Annotated in this window: 14 protein-coding genes; 8 read left to right on the top strand and 6 right to left on the bottom strand. The window is 63.3% G+C overall.

The features are described from left to right. Positions 1-9 precede the first annotated feature (9 nt). Positions 10-819, bottom strand: a complete 810-nt coding sequence (locus tag JVX98_RS01955) for an NAD(P)H-dependent oxidoreductase (protein ID WP_205236685.1) — start codon at positions 817-819, stop codon at positions 10-12. Positions 820-914: 95 nt separating this feature from the next. Between JVX98_RS01955 and JVX98_RS01950 the strand changes: the two genes are divergently transcribed. Next, positions 915-1841: a LysR family transcriptional regulator gene (locus JVX98_RS01950; protein WP_205236684.1), complete on the top strand. Its 927-nt coding sequence runs from the start codon at positions 915-917 to the stop codon at positions 1839-1841. A gap of 269 nt (positions 1842-2110) precedes the next feature. After that, the gene (locus JVX98_RS01945; RefSeq protein ID WP_205236683.1) at positions 2111-2710 is read left to right on the top strand and encodes a hypothetical protein; all 600 of its coding nucleotides are present in this window, start codon (positions 2111-2113) and stop codon (positions 2708-2710) included. Positions 2711-2897: 187 nt separating this feature from the next. On the opposite strand, the gene JVX98_RS01940 is transcribed toward JVX98_RS01945, so the two are convergent. After that, a complete protein-coding gene (locus JVX98_RS01940; RefSeq protein WP_192449644.1) occupies positions 2898-3812 on the bottom strand; it encodes a LysR family transcriptional regulator in 915 nt (304 codons plus the stop codon). 147 nt (positions 3813-3959) lie between these two features. Here JVX98_RS01940 and JVX98_RS01935 point away from each other — a divergent pair, with 147 nt between their 5' ends. Both JVX98_RS01935 and guaD read left to right on the top strand, forming a co-directional pair. Then, positions 3960-5198 (top strand): urate hydroxylase PuuD, encoded by a 1239-nt coding sequence (locus tag JVX98_RS01935; protein ID WP_192449645.1) that lies wholly within the window; start codon positions 3960-3962, stop codon positions 5196-5198. Further along, on the top strand, positions 5195-6547 hold the full coding sequence (gene guaD, locus JVX98_RS01930; protein ID WP_205236682.1) for a guanine deaminase: 1353 nt from the start codon (positions 5195-5197) through the stop codon (positions 6545-6547). Before JVX98_RS01935 ends, guaD begins: the two co-directional genes overlap by 4 nt. A 92-nt stretch (positions 6548-6639) precedes the next feature. Here the strand turns inward: guaD and JVX98_RS01925 are convergent, their stop codons facing one another. Beyond that, complete coding sequence (locus tag JVX98_RS01925; protein ID WP_192449647.1) at positions 6640-7461, bottom strand: IclR family transcriptional regulator; 822 nt, start codon at positions 7459-7461, stop codon at positions 6640-6642. A gap of 170 nt (positions 7462-7631) precedes the next feature. Here JVX98_RS01925 and gcl point away from each other — a divergent pair, with 170 nt between their 5' ends. The 4 genes from gcl to JVX98_RS01905 all read left to right on the top strand — a co-directional run bounded on the left by gcl (position 7632) and on the right by JVX98_RS01905 (position 12641). Further along, on the top strand, positions 7632-9416 hold the full coding sequence (gene gcl / locus JVX98_RS01920; RefSeq protein WP_205236681.1) for a glyoxylate carboligase: 1785 nt from the start codon (positions 7632-7634) through the stop codon (positions 9414-9416). Between the two features lie 77 nt (positions 9417-9493). Beyond that, positions 9494-10309: a hydroxypyruvate isomerase gene (gene hyi, locus JVX98_RS01915; protein WP_060530281.1), complete on the top strand. Its 816-nt coding sequence runs from the start codon at positions 9494-9496 to the stop codon at positions 10307-10309. A gap of 5 nt (positions 10310-10314) precedes the next feature. After that, a complete protein-coding gene (locus tag JVX98_RS01910; protein ID WP_205236680.1) occupies positions 10315-11199 on the top strand; it encodes a 2-hydroxy-3-oxopropionate reductase in 885 nt (294 codons plus the stop codon). A 173-nt stretch (positions 11200-11372) separates the two neighbouring features. Continuing rightward, positions 11373-12641: a glycerate kinase gene (locus tag JVX98_RS01905; protein WP_205236679.1), complete on the top strand. Its 1269-nt coding sequence runs from the start codon at positions 11373-11375 to the stop codon at positions 12639-12641. A 39-nt stretch (positions 12642-12680) separates the two neighbouring features. On the opposite strand, the gene hpaH is transcribed toward JVX98_RS01905, so the two are convergent. From hpaH to JVX98_RS01890, 3 genes are all read right to left on the bottom strand, one after another. After that, positions 12681-13484, bottom strand: coding sequence for a 2-oxo-hept-4-ene-1,7-dioate hydratase (hpaH, locus tag JVX98_RS01900; RefSeq protein ID WP_205236678.1), 804 nt, complete (start codon positions 13482-13484; stop codon positions 12681-12683). 72 nt (positions 13485-13556) lie between these two features. Continuing rightward, a complete protein-coding gene (locus tag JVX98_RS01895; protein WP_205236677.1) occupies positions 13557-14171 on the bottom strand; it encodes a LysE family translocator in 615 nt (204 codons plus the stop codon). 207 nt (positions 14172-14378) lie between these two features. Continuing rightward, positions 14379-15038, bottom strand: a complete 660-nt coding sequence (locus JVX98_RS01890) for a response regulator transcription factor (RefSeq protein ID WP_205236676.1) — start codon at positions 15036-15038, stop codon at positions 14379-14381. Between the last annotated feature and the right edge of the window lie 106 nt (positions 15039-15144).

Genomic DNA, 15144 nt, shown 5'->3' with positions numbered 1-15144 from the left:
GTCGGCCCGTCAACGTAGCGCTGTTTCGACCAGGTGTGCGCCATTGAGGTGGAGCGCAAAGCCGTTGATGTGCGGTTCGGCGACCTCCGGTCGAAGTTCAAGGGTCGGGATTGCATAGTCCCCGCCGTTCTGGCGGCGATAGGGAATGGGTGCGGTCGTTCCAAGCGTGTGCATCCTCTGCCGTAGACGCTCGGCCGTCGCTTCGAAACCGACCTCGTCCAGACTATCGACGCGGTAGGCGACGAACGGCGGAAGCACGTCGTAACCGGGATAGAACAGGATCCCATGATTGATCGGGAAGAGCAGGTCGTCGATCGGCCCGTTTACCCCGCGCGGGGAGTAATGCTCCTCCCAGCCGCCTGTCGTTACCACCAGCATGGCGCGTTTTCCCGCAAGCGTGCCCTCGCCGAAGCGCTTGCCCCAGTATTTGTCGCTGTGCTCGCCGACGCCATAGGCAAAGCCGTAGGCATAAACGCGATCGACCCAGCCTTTCAGGATCGCCGGCATGGAATACCACCACAGCGGAAATTGCAGGATCAGGGTGTCGGCCCAGAGCAGCTTTTCCTGCTCGGCCTTGACGTCGGCGGTGAGTGTATCGGTGGCAAAGGCCTCCTTCGACGCGCGGCTCGGCTTGAAACGGGCGTCCGCGTCAAGGGCCGGAAAATCGGAACGACCGATTTCGGACTTCCATCGCTCGGCATAGAGATCGGTGATACGAACCTCATGGCCTTCGGCCTCAAGCGCGCTGACGGCGACATCGCGCAGCGCGCCATTGAGCGAGCGCGGTTCCGGATGGGCATAAACAATCAGAACTTTCATGGTCGGTCTTCCCTGGTCTCATCAACTGAGACTCTAGGTAGACCGCTGCGTGCCTATGCGGTAGATATTCGAAATGCATAGGATTGTGCCATAAAATGGATAAATCTGACGTCACGCTCGAACGCATGCGAAGCTTTGTGCGCGTCGCCGAGCGGGGCAGCCTTTCGGCCGTTGCCCGTGAGCTCGGCATCGGCCAGTCGACGGTGACGCGGCAGCTGCGGGAGCTTGAGGAAGCGATCGGCGTGCCGCTGCTTAGCCGCACCACCCGTCGCGTCACGGTGACCGACGAAGGCAGCCGTTACTACGCCGATAGCGTCCAGATCCTGCGACTGGTAGAACAGGCCGGCGACGAAGCGCGCGGCGCCCGCGGCGCGGCTGCCGGCACCATTCGTGTGTCCTGTACCTCCGCATTCGGGGTGCTGCACGTCAGCCGGCTGATCTTTGCCTTCCAGGACAGGCATCCCGACATTGGCGTCGATCTGAGCCTGACCGACGAGCGCATCGATCTCGTGCGGGAAGGCATAGATGTCGCGCTGCGTCTTGGACCTCTCAGCGACAGCTCGATGAAGCTACGGCCGCTTGGGCAAAGCCGGCGTCTGCTTGTGGCGGCGCCGGCGTACCTGGCCGCGCGTGGATATCCGCGCGCTCCAAGCGACCTCTCGGCGCATGAGGGGATCCGCATGTCGAACATCGCCGGCAGTGACAGGCTCAACTTCGAAGCCGCGGACGGGCGGCATCTGTCCGTCCCCTTCGGTGGGCGTCTTCGCGTCGACCACGGGCTTGCCGCACGTGAGGCTCTCGTCGCCGGCCGGGGCATCGCGCCTGCCCACCGATGGCTCGTCGACGATCTGATTGAGGCCGGCGTGTTGGTACCGCTGCTTCCGGACTATTCATTGCCTGCGGTGCCGCTCAGCCTGCTGATCGTGCCGGAACGCTCTGGCATCGCCCGTGTTCGTCTGTTGGTTGATTTCCTGGTCGAGGCGATCGGCAACCTTCCGGGGATCGAGAGGTCCAGAGCCTAGCGGCCTCGGCCGTCCGCCAGCTGCGACAGCGTGATCCCTAACCCGAATGGATCGGTCGCATGACCCGTGCGCCGTAAGCCATACCACAAATGTGTCGCTTACCCTTTGCTTCCGGATCTGTCTATCATCAGTAGTTTCTAAAATAAGGTTGACGCTGAGGTCGACCTTAGCGGAAGTAACGCGTCCAGGATTTTCTTTAGTGCTTTTCAGACAAATCGCGTTTTACGCAATTGCACAGAGACGGGGACGCATCAGATCGGGAGACGACTATGAAGAAACTGACGCGTGCTCTGCTCTTGTCCACGGCATTCGCGGTGCTGACGCACTATAGCGCGCCGTTCATGATCGGCGTTGCCCACGCCGATGGGGGTACTACCAGTGGTGAAGGCAGCACGGGCGGCACCGGTGGCGACGGCGGGACGGGCGGCACCGGAGGAACCGGTGGTGATGGTAGTACGGGCGGTGATGGCGGTACGGGTGGTACCGGCGGTGACGGTGGAACGGGGGGCGATGGCGGCACGGGCGGCACCGGTGGTGATGGCGGCACGGGCGGCGATGGTGGTGGCACCGGCGGCGATGGCGGTGGCACCGGTGGTGACGGTGGTGGCACGGGCGGTGATGGCGGCGGCACCGGCGGCGATGGCGGCGGCACGGGCGGTGACGGTGGTGGCACGGGCGGCGATGGCGGCGGCACGGGTGGTGACGGTGGCGGCACGGGTGGTGACGGTGGCGGCACCGGTGGCGATGGCGGCGGCACCGGCGGTGACGGCGGCGGTGGCGGCAAGCCCAAGCACGCCAACAACGGCTTCGGCAACGGCGGCGGTGACGGCGTTCCCGGCAAGTCGAAGCACAGCGACGTGAAACGCTGATCTCTGGAAAATATCGAGGGCGCGCCGCATCGGCGCGCCCTCTTTGTTATTTTGCGAACCACGTGGGACCCCGCCCCGGGCGAACGAACCGGACCCCTCCGGTCGGAGTGGCCGGCAGCCTGTAGCGATGCTTAGGCCTTGACGCCCTGCTCCAAAGCTCAGGCCGAAGGGGCCGGAACGCGAATGGTCAGGCCAGCATTCCGTTGATGAGACGCTGACAGCGCTCGGCCATGTAATCGATCATTAGCCGCACCTTCGGGTCCTGGAAACGCTTGTGCGGATAGATCGCCGCAAGCTGCACGCTGAGCGGCGGCGTTTCGGTGAGGATCGGCACCAATGCACCGGAATTGATGTGGGCCTTCACCTCGAAGAGTGGCTTGTTGATGATGCCGCGGCCGTCGAGCGCCCATTGGGTGAGCACATCGCCATCGTCGGAATCATAGGGGCCGGTGACTTCGAGCTTGCGCACGCCTTCCATGGTCTGGAGCGTCCAGAAATACTCTTTCGAACCGGGATACCTGAGCAGCAGACAGTCGTGCTTGTCGGCGATGAGTGCGTCGGGCGTCTGAGGGATACCCCGCTTCTCGAAATAGGCCGGTGCACCGCAGACAACGCGCTCGCAATTCATGATGCCGCGCATGCGCAGGTTCGAATCTTCGAGGATGCCGAGCTTGAAGGCGACGTCGACGCCTTCCGACAGGATATCGACATTGTGGTCCGACAGGCGAAGCCGCACTTCGATGTCGGGATACTTGTCGTGAAACTCCGGAATGCCCGACGCAATCAGCCGCCGACCTATCCCTAAGGGAGCAGTAATCTTGAGCGCCCCCTTCGGATTGCGCGAGAGATCGGCGATCGCATTTTCCGCTTCGTTGACCGCCTCGAGGATCTTTACCGCACCGTCGTAAAAGACGCGACCGTGCTCTGTCGGGGTCAGCTTGCGCGTCGTCCGATTGAACAGGCGAACGCCCATGTGGCGTTCCAACTCTTTGATTCTATTGCTTGCAACTGCCGGCGTCACGCGCTGGTCGCGACCGGCCGCCGATAGGGTTCCAAGCTCTACGACGCGTACGAAGACGCGCACATTGTCCAGATAAGACATGCCTTCGTCCCACTCCTCCGGGCTCTCTCTAGCCTATCCATTCCGTCGCTATTTTATAGATTTTTTTGAAAGTGTTGGTGAAGCAGCGACGTTCCCGCGACCTCCAGCAATGACACATAATGGCGAGAGGAGAAATGGGAGAATTTCATGTACGACTATGCCATCGCCTGGGATTGGCTGACCTTTGCCGTGAGATGGCTGCACGTCATCACCGCCATTGCATGGATCGGTTCGTCCTTTTACTTCGTCGCCCTTGACCTCGGTCTGAAGAAACATCCCGGCCTTCCCGTCGGCGCCTATGGCGAAGAATGGCAGGTGCACGGTGGTGGCTTTTACCACATCCAGAAGTACCTGGTTGCACCGGCCAACATGCCCGAGCACCTGATCTGGTTCAAATGGGAGTCCTACGTCGCCTGGCTGTCCGGCTTTGGCATGCTCTGCCTGGTCTACTACGCAGGCGCCGACCTCTATCTGATCGATCCGAACGTGCTCGATGTCTCGAAGCCGGTGGCGATTGCCATTTCGCTTGCTTCGATCGCCTTCGGCTGGCTCGCCTATGACACGATCTGCAAGTCGCCACTCGGCCGTGACAACACGCGACTGATGGTGCTGCTCTACTTCATCCTGGTCGCGATGGCCTGGGGCTACACGCAACTCTTCACCGGCCGCGCCGCCTTCCTGCATCTCGGTGCGTTCACCGCAACGATCATGTCGGCCAACGTGTTCTTCATCATCATCCCGAACCAGAAGGTGGTCGTCGGCGACCTGATCGCCGGCCGCACGCCCGACGCCAAGTACGGCGTGATCGCCAAGCAGCGCTCGACCCACAACAACTACCTGACGCTGCCGGTTCTGTTCCTGATGCTGTCGAACCACTACCCGCTCGCGTTCGGTACCCAGTACAACTGGATCATCGCCTCGCTGGTCTTCCTGATGGGCGTCACCATCCGCCACTATTTCAACACCCGCCACGCGAACAAGGGCAATCCGACCTGGACCTGGCTCGTGACCGCACTTCTCTTCGTTGCGATCATGTGGCTTTCGACCGTGCCGAAGATTCTCTCGGGCGGCGGCGAAGAAAAAATCTCCGCCGCACAGCAACCCTTCGTGACGGCGGAGGCCTTCCCGAAGGTGCGCGACACGGTGCTTGGCCGCTGTTCCATGTGCCATGCCAAGGAGCCCGGCTGGGAGGGCATGATCGTCCCGCCGAAGGGCGTGACGCTCGAGACCGATGCGGAGATCGCCAATCACGCGCGTGAAATCTACCTGCAGGCCGGCCGCAGCCACGCGATGCCGCCCGCCAACGTGACCGCCGTGTCGGACGAAGAGCGGCAGCTGCTCGTCGCCTGGTACGAGTCGGTCGTGAATGGAGGAAAGACCCAATGACCGATCTCTTGATCCGCGGCCGCGTGCTCACCTTCGTCGAGGAACCGAAGGGCATCGATGACACCGCCTCCTATCGCTACTTCGAAGATGGCGCCGTGCTGGTGCGCGGCGGCAAGGTCGCCGACATCGGCGATCATGCCGATGTCGCCCGCCGTGCCGGTGCCGGCGTCACGGTCGCCGACCATCGCCCCCATCTGGTGCTGCCCGGCCTGATCGACACGCATCTTCATTTCCCACAGACGCAGGCGATCGCCTCCTACGGCGCCCAGCTTCTCGAATGGCTGAACACCTACATCTTCGTCGAGGAGCAGAAGTTCCGTAAACCGGAGCATGCCGACTTCATCGCCGGCCGTTTCCTGGATGAGCTTCTGGCGAACGGCACGACGACGGCGGCCGCCTATTGCTCGGTGCATCCCGAAAGCGTCGACGCCTATTTCGGTGCTGCCGAAGCCCGCGGCATGCTGATGATCGGCGGCAAGGTGATGATGGACCGCAACGCGCCCGACGCGCTGCGCGACACGCCGCAGCAGGGCTATGACGAGACGAAGGCGCTGATTGCCAAGTGGCATGGCCGCGGCCGCGCGCACTACGCCATCTGCCCGCGCTTTGCCATCACCTCGACGCCGGAGCAGATGGAGGCGAGCCGCACGCTCGTTGCCGAGCATCAGGAATGCTACGTGCAAACGCATCTCTCCGAAAACAGGGACGAAATCGCCTTCGCCACGTCGCTCTATCCGGAGGCGAAGGACTATACCGACATCTACGCGCGCTACGACCTGCTGACGCGCAAGACCCTGTTAGGTCACTGCATCTATCTGAGCGATCGCGAGATCTCGGTGCTGGCCGAAACCGGTGCCGTCGGCAATTTCTGCCCGACGTCGAACCTGTTCCTCGGCTCGGGTCTCTTCGACCGAGATCGTTTCGACAAGCTCGGCGCCCGCTGGTCGGTCGCAACCGATGTTGGTGCCGGCACCAGCTTCTCGATGCTGGAAACGATGGACGAGGCCTACAAGGTGCTGCACCTGCAGGGCCAGCGGCTGACGCCGTTCAACTCCTTCTACCGCATGACGCTCGGCAACGCCCGGGCGCTCGACCTCGATGACCGTATCGGCTCGCTGCATGTCGGCGCCGATGCCGATATCGTCGTACTCGACAGCCGCGCCAAGCCGTCGATGGACTTGCGCATGCGGGTTGCCGGTTCGCTTGTCGAGGAACTCTTCATCCTGCAGACGATGGGTGACGACCGTTGTGTCGCCGAGACCTATGTCGCCGGAAAGGCGATGAAGGGGACGGCACGCGCTTCGAAGGATGCAGCCACGACCACGGCAAAGAGCCTCGAAACGGCCTAAGGCGCATATGCCCCTGCCGCGGGCTCGCCCGCGTTGCTTGCTATTACGCCGCGTGTCCGGATCGGACGCGCGGCGTTACTGTTGGTCGGGGTCTAAAGCTCTTCCGGCCGCTTGCCGCCCATCGCCTTGGTCAGCGCATCGGCGCGTTCGCGAACGATGGGGCCGAAGGTCGAGAGCTTCTGGTCGCTCACGCGGACCGACGGACCGGAGATGGAGATGCCGGCGATCGTTTCGCCATATTCGTTGAAGATCGGGGCGGCGACGCAGCGCATGCCGAGCGTGTGCTCCTCGTCGTCGACCGACCAGCCGCGGTGGCGGATCTCCTGGATATCCTTCAAGAGCGCCGGCAGCGTATCGCGGGTCTTGTCGGTGAAATGGGCAAGCTCGCGGCCGTGGAGCAACTGGGCGATCTCCTTGTCGGACCAGGTGGACAGGATGGCCTTGCCGATGCCGGAGGCGTGCACCGGGCCGCGGCGGCCGGGACGGAAGAAGGCGCGCATGGGCGCGTGGCTTTCGACCTGCGAGATGAAGACGACGTCGCCGCCTTCCTCGATGCCGATATTCGCCGTCTCGCCGCTTTCTTCCATCAGGCCCTTCAGAAATGGCCGGCTGATGGTTCCGAGCTTGCGGAAACGAAGATAGGCATTGCCGATCTCGAATGCCTTTAAACCGACTGTCCAGGCGCCGGTATCCGGGTCGTTCATCACCATGCCGTGGCCGGAAAGCGTCGTCAGCAGGCGGTGAACCGTGGACGGCGCCATGCCGGTCTCGTCGGCGAGCTGCGTCAAGGTCGAGCCGTCGCCTTCAGCCACCACCGTCAGCAGAGCGAGGCTGCGGTCCAGCACCTGGACGGATGAAGGGGCGGCATTCTCACCCGCCTTGCGCCCGCGTTTTCCCCTGCCGTTGCCGTCCATCGAAGCCTCTCTGCAAATCACATCTCTGCTCATCATCCTCTATCAGGCCCCGCTGCGATTTTCTCCGAATTGTTGAAAATCTTTATTTCCACATGATGGAAATGAATTCCATTTATGTGTTGTGTATCGCGAATTATGGATTATGTTTTCAGGAAATAGGAGGAGTTTCCATGGCAAAGATGCGTGCCGTTGACGCGGCTGTTTACGTTCTGGAGAAGGAAGGCATCGATTGCGCCTTCGGCGTACCGGGTGCGGCCATCAATCCGTTCTACTCGGCGCTGAAGGCGCGCGGCTCGGTTCGTCACATCCTGGCGCGCCACGTCGAAGGCGCTTCCCACATGGCCGAGGGCTATACCCGCGCCAAGCACGGCAATATCGGCGTCTGCATCGGCACGTCGGGCCCGGCCGGCACGGACATGATCACCGGCCTCTATTCGGCCTCGGCAGATTCGATCCCGATCCTCTGCATCACCGGCCAGGCGCCGCGCGCCCGCCTGGATAAGGAAGACTTCCAGGCTGTCGATATTGCCAAGATCGCCGCACCGGTCACCAAGTGGGCCGTTACCGTCATGGAGCCGGCGCTCGTTCCCTTCGTCTTCCAGAAGGCGTTCCACATCATGCGCTCCGGCCGTCCCGGTCCGGTCCTGATCGACCTGCCGGTCGACGTCCAGCTTGCCGAGATCGAGTTCGATCCCGACACCTACCAGCCGCTCGAGGCCTACAAGCCGAAGGCGACGCGCGCCCAGGCCGAAAAGGCGATCGCGATGCTGAACGAGGCGGAGCGTCCGTTGATCGTCGCCGGTGGCGGCATCATCAACGCCGACGCGTCCGATCTCTTGACCGAGTTTGCCGAAATCACCGGCATTCCGGTTATCCCGACGCTGATGGGCTGGGGGGCGATCCCGGACGACCATCCGCTGATGGCCGGCATGTGCGGCCTGCAGACCTCGCACCGCTACGGCAATGCCAACATGCTCGCCTCCGACTTCGTTCTCGGCGTCGGCAACCGCTGGGCCAACCGCCACACCGGCAACGTTCCGACCTACACGGAAGGCCGCAAGTTCGTTCACGTCGACATCGAACCGACCCAGATCGGCCGCGTTTTCGCGCCTGACTTCGGTATCGTCTCGGATGCCGGCGCCGCGCTGAAGCTGTTCCTTGACGTTGCGACCGAATGGAAGACAGCCGGCAAGCTGCGCGACTGGTCCGCCTGGGCTGAAGAGTGCCGCGAGCGCAAGCGCACGATGCTGCGCAAGACGCACTTCGACCAGACGCCGCTCAAGCCCCAGCGCGTCTATGAAGAAATGAACAAGGCGTTTGGCCGCGACACTTGCTACGTCTCGACCATCGGCCTCAGCCAGATCGCCGGTGCCCAGTTTCTGCACGTCTACAAGCCGCGCAACTGGATCAACTGCGGCCAGGCCGGCCCGCTCGGCTGGACCCTGCCGGCAGCGCTCGGTGTTCGCGCCGCCGACCCGGACCGGACGATCGTTGCGCTCTCGGGCGACTACGACTTCCAGTTCCTGATCGAGGAACTCGCCGTCGGCGCCCAGCACAAGCTGCCTTACCTGCATGTGGTCGTGAACAATTCCTACCTCGGCCTCATCCGCCAGGCACAGCGCGGCCTCAACATGGACTTCGAGGTCAGCCTCGCCTTCGACAACATCAACGCGTCGGGCGATGCGGAGAAGGGCTACGGCGTCGACCACGTCGCGGTTGCCGAAGGTCTCGGCTGCAAGGCGATCCGGGTGCGCAGCCCGAACGAGTTCCAGGAAGCCTTCGACCGTGCCCGTGCCCTGATGGACGAGCACAAGGTGCCCGTCGTCATCGAGTTCATCCTGGAGCGCGTCACCAACATCTCCATGGGCGCCGACATCAATGCCGTCGTCGAGTTCGAGGAACTGGCGCTGCGCGGTGAAGACGTACCAACTGCGATTACGGCCCTGCTCGACTGAGCCCCGAATGACTGAGGAGATGCGGACGCTCCGCCGCCCGCATCGCTCACAAGACAAACACAAGGAGGAAACATCGCATGGCGAAGTTCGCTGCGAACCTGACAATGCTGTTCAACGAGGTGCCGTTCCTCGATCGTTTCGCCCTTGCTGCCAAGGCCGGCTTCGAGGGCGTGGAATATCTGTTTCCCTACGAATTCGAAAAGGTAAGCCTGCGCGCAGAGCTTCAGCGCCATGGCCTGACCCAAGTTCTGCACAACCTGCCGGCAGGCAACTGGGCGAGCGGCGAACGCGGCATCGCCATCCTGCCTAACCGGGTCGACGAGTTCCGCAAAGGCGTGGCGAGCGCCATCGACTACGCGACGGCGCTCGACTGCAAGCAGGTCAACTGCCTGGTTGGCATCGCGCCTCACGGTGTCTCTGAACAGGTGCTGCGCGACACGCTGGTCGCCAACCTCAAGCTTGCCGCGAGCGAACTCGGCAAGCAGGGCATTCGCCTCTTGATCGAACCGATCAACGACTTCGATATTCCGGGCTTCTACCTCAACACGGTCGAACAGGCGGCTTCGATCATCGAGGAGGTCGGCAGCGACAACCTGTTCATCCAGTACGACCTCTACCACCAGCAGCGCACGCAGGGCGAATTGATCGGCACCTACAAGCGCTTTGCCGATCGCATCGTCCACGTTCAGCTTGCCGACAATCCGGGCCGCAACGAGCCGGGCACCGGCGAGATCAACTATCCCTTCGTCTTCGACGCGCTGGAAGCAGCCGGCTACGACGGCTGGATCGGCTGCGAATACAAGCCGCGCACCACGACGGCCGAGGGCCTTGGCTGGCTCGGCGCCGAGCGCCAGCGCACCCAATCCGCAGACATCATCAAGATCAGGAGCTAAGCACCATGGCAACAATCGGTTTCATTGGACTGGGTATCATGGGCACGCCGATGGCGCGCCACCTGCAGGATGCCGGCCACACCATCGTTACCTCGAAATTCGTCATTCCGCCGCGCCAGGAGCTGCTCGACAACGGCCTCAAGTTCGTCGACTCGCCGAAGGCGCTCGCCGAGACCGTCGACACCATCATCCTGATGCTGCCGGACACCCCTGAGGTCAAGGATGTTCTCTTCGGCGAAAACGGCGTTGCCTATGGCCTTTCCAAGGGCAAGCTCGTCATCGACATGAGCTCGATCTCGCCGATCGAGACGAAGGAATTCGCCAAGAAGGTTCGCGGGACCGGTGCCGAATACATCGATGCCCCGGTCTCCGGCGGCGAAGTCGGCGCCAAGAACGCCTCGCTGTCGATCATGGCGGGCGGCGCCCAGGAGAGCTTCGACCGCGCCCTGCCGCTCTTGAAGCTGATGGGCAAGAACGTCACGCTCGTCGGTGACTGCGGCGACGGCCAGGTCACCAAGGTCGCCAACCAGATCATCGTCGCGCTGACGATCGAGGCGGTTTCCGAAGCCCTCGTCTTCGCGTCCAAGGCCGGTGCAGATCCGGCGCGTGTTCGCGAAGCGTTGATGGGCGGCTTCGCCTCCTCACGCATTCTCGAAGTGCACGGCGAACGCATGATCAAGCGCACCTTCGATCCGGGCTTCCGCATCTCGCTGCACCAGAAGGACCTGAACCTGGCGCTCCAGGGTGCAAAGTCGCTCGGCATCTCGCTGCCGAACACGGCGGCAACGCAGGAACTCTTCAACAACTGCGCCGCCAACGGCGACAGCGGTCTCGACCACTCCGGCCTCGTTCGGGCACTGGAGCGCATGGCGAACCACCAGGTCGCGTGAGGCGACCTTGACTGCGCATGGCTCGTCCGGCGTCCCATTGTTCCGGGCCGGTCATGCGTCCGGGCGGCGGTTGGAGGAACCGCCGCCCGAGACTTTCATTAGGTTCCAACCGTGATTTGGGTTGGGATCACATGTATGGATGGAGCGACGCGACATCCTCCAGGGGGAGACCAATGCCAGCCATCACCGATCCACGCCGTTTCCTCGAAGCGCTGTTCACCTCGGCCGTTGCCGCGGCTGATCCGGAGAAGGTGATTGCCGCCAACCTGCCGGCGCGACCGAAAGGGCGCACGGTGGTGGTTGGGGCCGGCAAGGGTGCCGCCCAGATGGCGGCGGCCTTCGAGCGGCACTGGGATGGTCCGCTCTCCGGCGTGATCGTCACCCGCTATGGCTATGCTGCTCCTTGCGAGAAGATTGAAGTTCTGGAAGCATCGCACCCGCTGCCGGATGAAAACGGCCTGCTGGCCTCGAAGCGCTTGCTCGCTGAAGTCAGTGGCCTGACGGAGGATGATCTTGTCGTGGCGCTCGTCTGCGGCGGCGGCTCGGCACTCCTGCCTTCGCCGCCACCCGGTCTGACGCTCGAAGACGAGATCGCCGTCAACCGCGCGCTCTTGGCCTCCGGCGCGCCGATCAGCGCCATGAATGCCGTGCGCAAGCACGTCTCTATGATCAAGGGCGGTCGCCTGGCCGCTGCAGCCTATCCGGCAAAGGTCGTCTCGCTGATCGTTTCCGATATTCCGGGCGACGATCCGGCGCTGGTCGCCTCCGGCCCAACACTGGCGGACGCCAGCACGCGCGAAGATGCACTGACGCTGATCGAGCGCTACAGTCTGGACCTGCCGGCCAAGGTCATTGCCTGGATCAACAGCCCGGATAGCGCCGCGCCTTCGCCTGACGATCCGCGTTTTGCACGCAACGAAGTCCGGTTGATCGCCTCCGCTTCCGTCTCGCTTGAAGCCGCGGCTGCCGAGGCGCGCGCCGCGGGCATCGAGGCGATCATTCTTTCCGATGCGATCGAGGGCGAGGCGCGCGACGTTGGCGGCGTGCATGCGGCGATCGCCCGCGAAGTCGCCGGCCGTGGTCGGCCGTTCACCAAACCCGTCGTCGTTCTCTCGGGTGGAGAGACGACCGTCACCATCCGCGGCAAGGGCAAGGGTGGCCGCAACAGCGAGTTCCTGCTGGCGCTGGCGCTTGGCATCGACGGCGCCAAGGGCGTCTCGGCGCTGGCCGCTGATACCGACGGCATCGACGGCTCCGAGGACAATGCCGGCGCCTTTGCCGACGACACGACGATCGCCCGCCTTGTGGCGCAACGGCTGGATGCGGCGGCATTTCTGCAGAAGAACGACAGCTGGTCGGCTTTCGACGCGCTGGGCGATCTCTTCAAGCCGGGGCCGACCGGCACCAACGTCAACGATTTCCGCGCCATCCTGGTGCAGTGATACGCGCGTGGCGGGTGCAATAGCCTGCCGCTAGCCATTTCACGCGAAGTGGCAACTCGCTGAGCCGTAGACGCCGAAATCGGCGACGATCGTGTCGCCGCTCTTGGCTTCGAGGGTGCGGACGAACGAGCCCGAAAGTACGATCTGGCCAGGCTCGATCGCGTCGCCGCATTGCGCCAGCCGGTTGGCAAGCCAGGCGATGCCGCGGGCCGGATGGTTGAGCACGCCGGCCGCAAGCCCGGTCTCCTCGATCACCGCATTGCGTGACACGATCGCTCCCATCCAGCGCATGTCGACCGTATCGGGACGGACGGCCCGGCCGCCGAGGATGAGGCCGCCATTGGCGGCATTGTCGGCGATCGCGTCAACGAGGATGCGCGCCTTCTTTGTCTTCGGATCCGTGCGGACGATGCGACTGTCGAGGATCTCCAGCGCCGGCATCACATAATCCGTGGCGTTCAGCACCTGCACGATGTTGACGCGCGGACCCTTGAGCCCGGTTTTCATGATGAAGGCGATCTCCGCTTCGACGCGCGGCTGGATGAAGCGGTCGGCGGGGATGCTTGCGCCGTCATCAAACAGCATGTTGTCGAAGAGCACGCCGGAATCCGGCGTGTCGATGCCGAGCGCCTGCTGCATGGCGTTGGAGGTCAACCCGATCTTCCAGCCGATGATGCGGTGGCCGTCGTCACGTTTGCGCCGGATCAGGGCAGCCTGGATCGCATAGGCGTCGTCGACCGTCATTTCGGGATGCTTGATCGAGAGGAGCCCGATCTGTTTTCGATCGCGCTCGGCCTGATGCAGGCTCTCGGCGGCCTTGGCGATCTCGGTTGCATTCAGCATGGCGCCCCCCGACTTCAGCGTCTTTTAGGATACACCAAGGTGGCGCCCGGCGCGCGTACCGTCTTTGGGCGATCAGATCGGTTGGCTCGCCAGCATCAAGCCGAGGCCGATGAGGATCGAACCGCAGGCGCGCGGAACAAGATTGCCGGCGCTGCCGGCCAGCCGACCGAGCGTGAAGGAGGCGAGGAAGACCGCGGCGACATCGGCGACCGACAGGGCAAGGTTCACCAGCAGGCCGAACATCAGGAACTGCAGCGACATCGGCATCGCCACGGCCGGATCCACGAACTGCGGCAGGAAGGTAACGAAGAACAAGGCGGTCTTGGGATTGAGGACCTCCACCACGATGCTGTCGCGCAGGACGCCGGGTTTCGCAGCCTCGGCGTGGGCGGCATGTTTGCCGACCCCGAGCAGCATGGTCGCGCCGAGCCAGACCAGATAGACGGCGCCGGCAAGCTTTATCGCCCCATAGAGAAGCGGTGCATGGTGAAGCAGGGCGGCAAGCCCGAGCGCCGCGGCGGCGATGTGGACGTAGCAGCCGATATGAATGCCGAGCGCCGCCAGGAGGCCGGCCTTGCGGCCATGCGCCAACGTCTGCGCCGTCATATAGAGAATGGCAGGACCCGGCATGAAGGCGAAAATCGCCGTTGCCAGTGCGAACGAAATCCAATGCTCCAGCGACGGCATGGCGGCTCCTCCCGAAATAGCCGGAACGCCCCGGGCCGACGTCTTGGCGTCGAACCATCTCGGTGGCGCGATAGAGCGGGAGAACTACGCTTGGTTGTATCCGATTGACATACGGCAGGTGCCGTATTTCGGCGTTGTGGCAGGATCGCCTGTTTTGCCGTGGTTAAGGGAAGGTGATTTCCGGAAAGACCGGCGAGGACCGCGATATCAACCGATCGGCAGGCCGATGCGCAGCGCATAGGCCGCGATCTCTGCCGTGTTGTGCAGACTGAGCTTGCGCATCAGGTTCTCGCGATGCTTGCGGGCGGTCAGCGGGCTGATACCGAGGCGATCGGCGGTCTCGCGCGCGGTCAGCCCCTGGGCGGCGAGAGAGAGGATCTGCATTTCGCGGCGGGTGAGGGGGATGGGAGAGAGCGCCGTATCGGTTGTCGGCGGCGGCTGGTGGCTGCGGGGATCGTCGATGGCGAAACGAACCGATTGGCTGAGATAAATTTCGTTTCTGAGCATTGCATCGAGTGCTGCATTCAGTTCGGCCGGGTCGCCGGTCTTCGTGAGGTAACCGCTGGCCCCGGCCGCGATCACGGCTCGCACGGTTCGCGGCTCGATGTTTGCGGTCAGCGCCAGGATCTTCATGCGCGGCGCGACCGCCCGGAGTTCGTTGATGAACTGCACGCCGGCAACCCCCGGCATGCCGAGGTCGAGGATCACCAGATCAGGACTGCTGGCGCGCACGATGGTCGTAAGCGTCTCGCCGTCGGCCGCTTCCGCAACCACCGATACGGGGTCCATGGTGGAGAGCAGCAGCTTCAGGCCCTCGCGAACGATGGCGTGATCGTCTGCCACCACGATCGTCAGCAGTTTGCGCATGTAAGCAATCCTTCATCGAATTCAGGCAATTCTCCGCGGATATCCGCGTTGCATCGAGAGAGGAGCGGCAATGGAGACTCGCGAACACCTGCAACCTCTCCTGATA

Source organism: Ensifer sp. PDNC004 (genome assembly GCF_016919405.1).
In the GTDB taxonomy this organism is placed as follows: Bacteria; Pseudomonadota; Alphaproteobacteria; order Rhizobiales; family Rhizobiaceae; genus Ensifer.
Note: the sequence above shows the minus strand (reverse complement) of the source record. Positions and strands in the feature narration are given on the sequence as shown.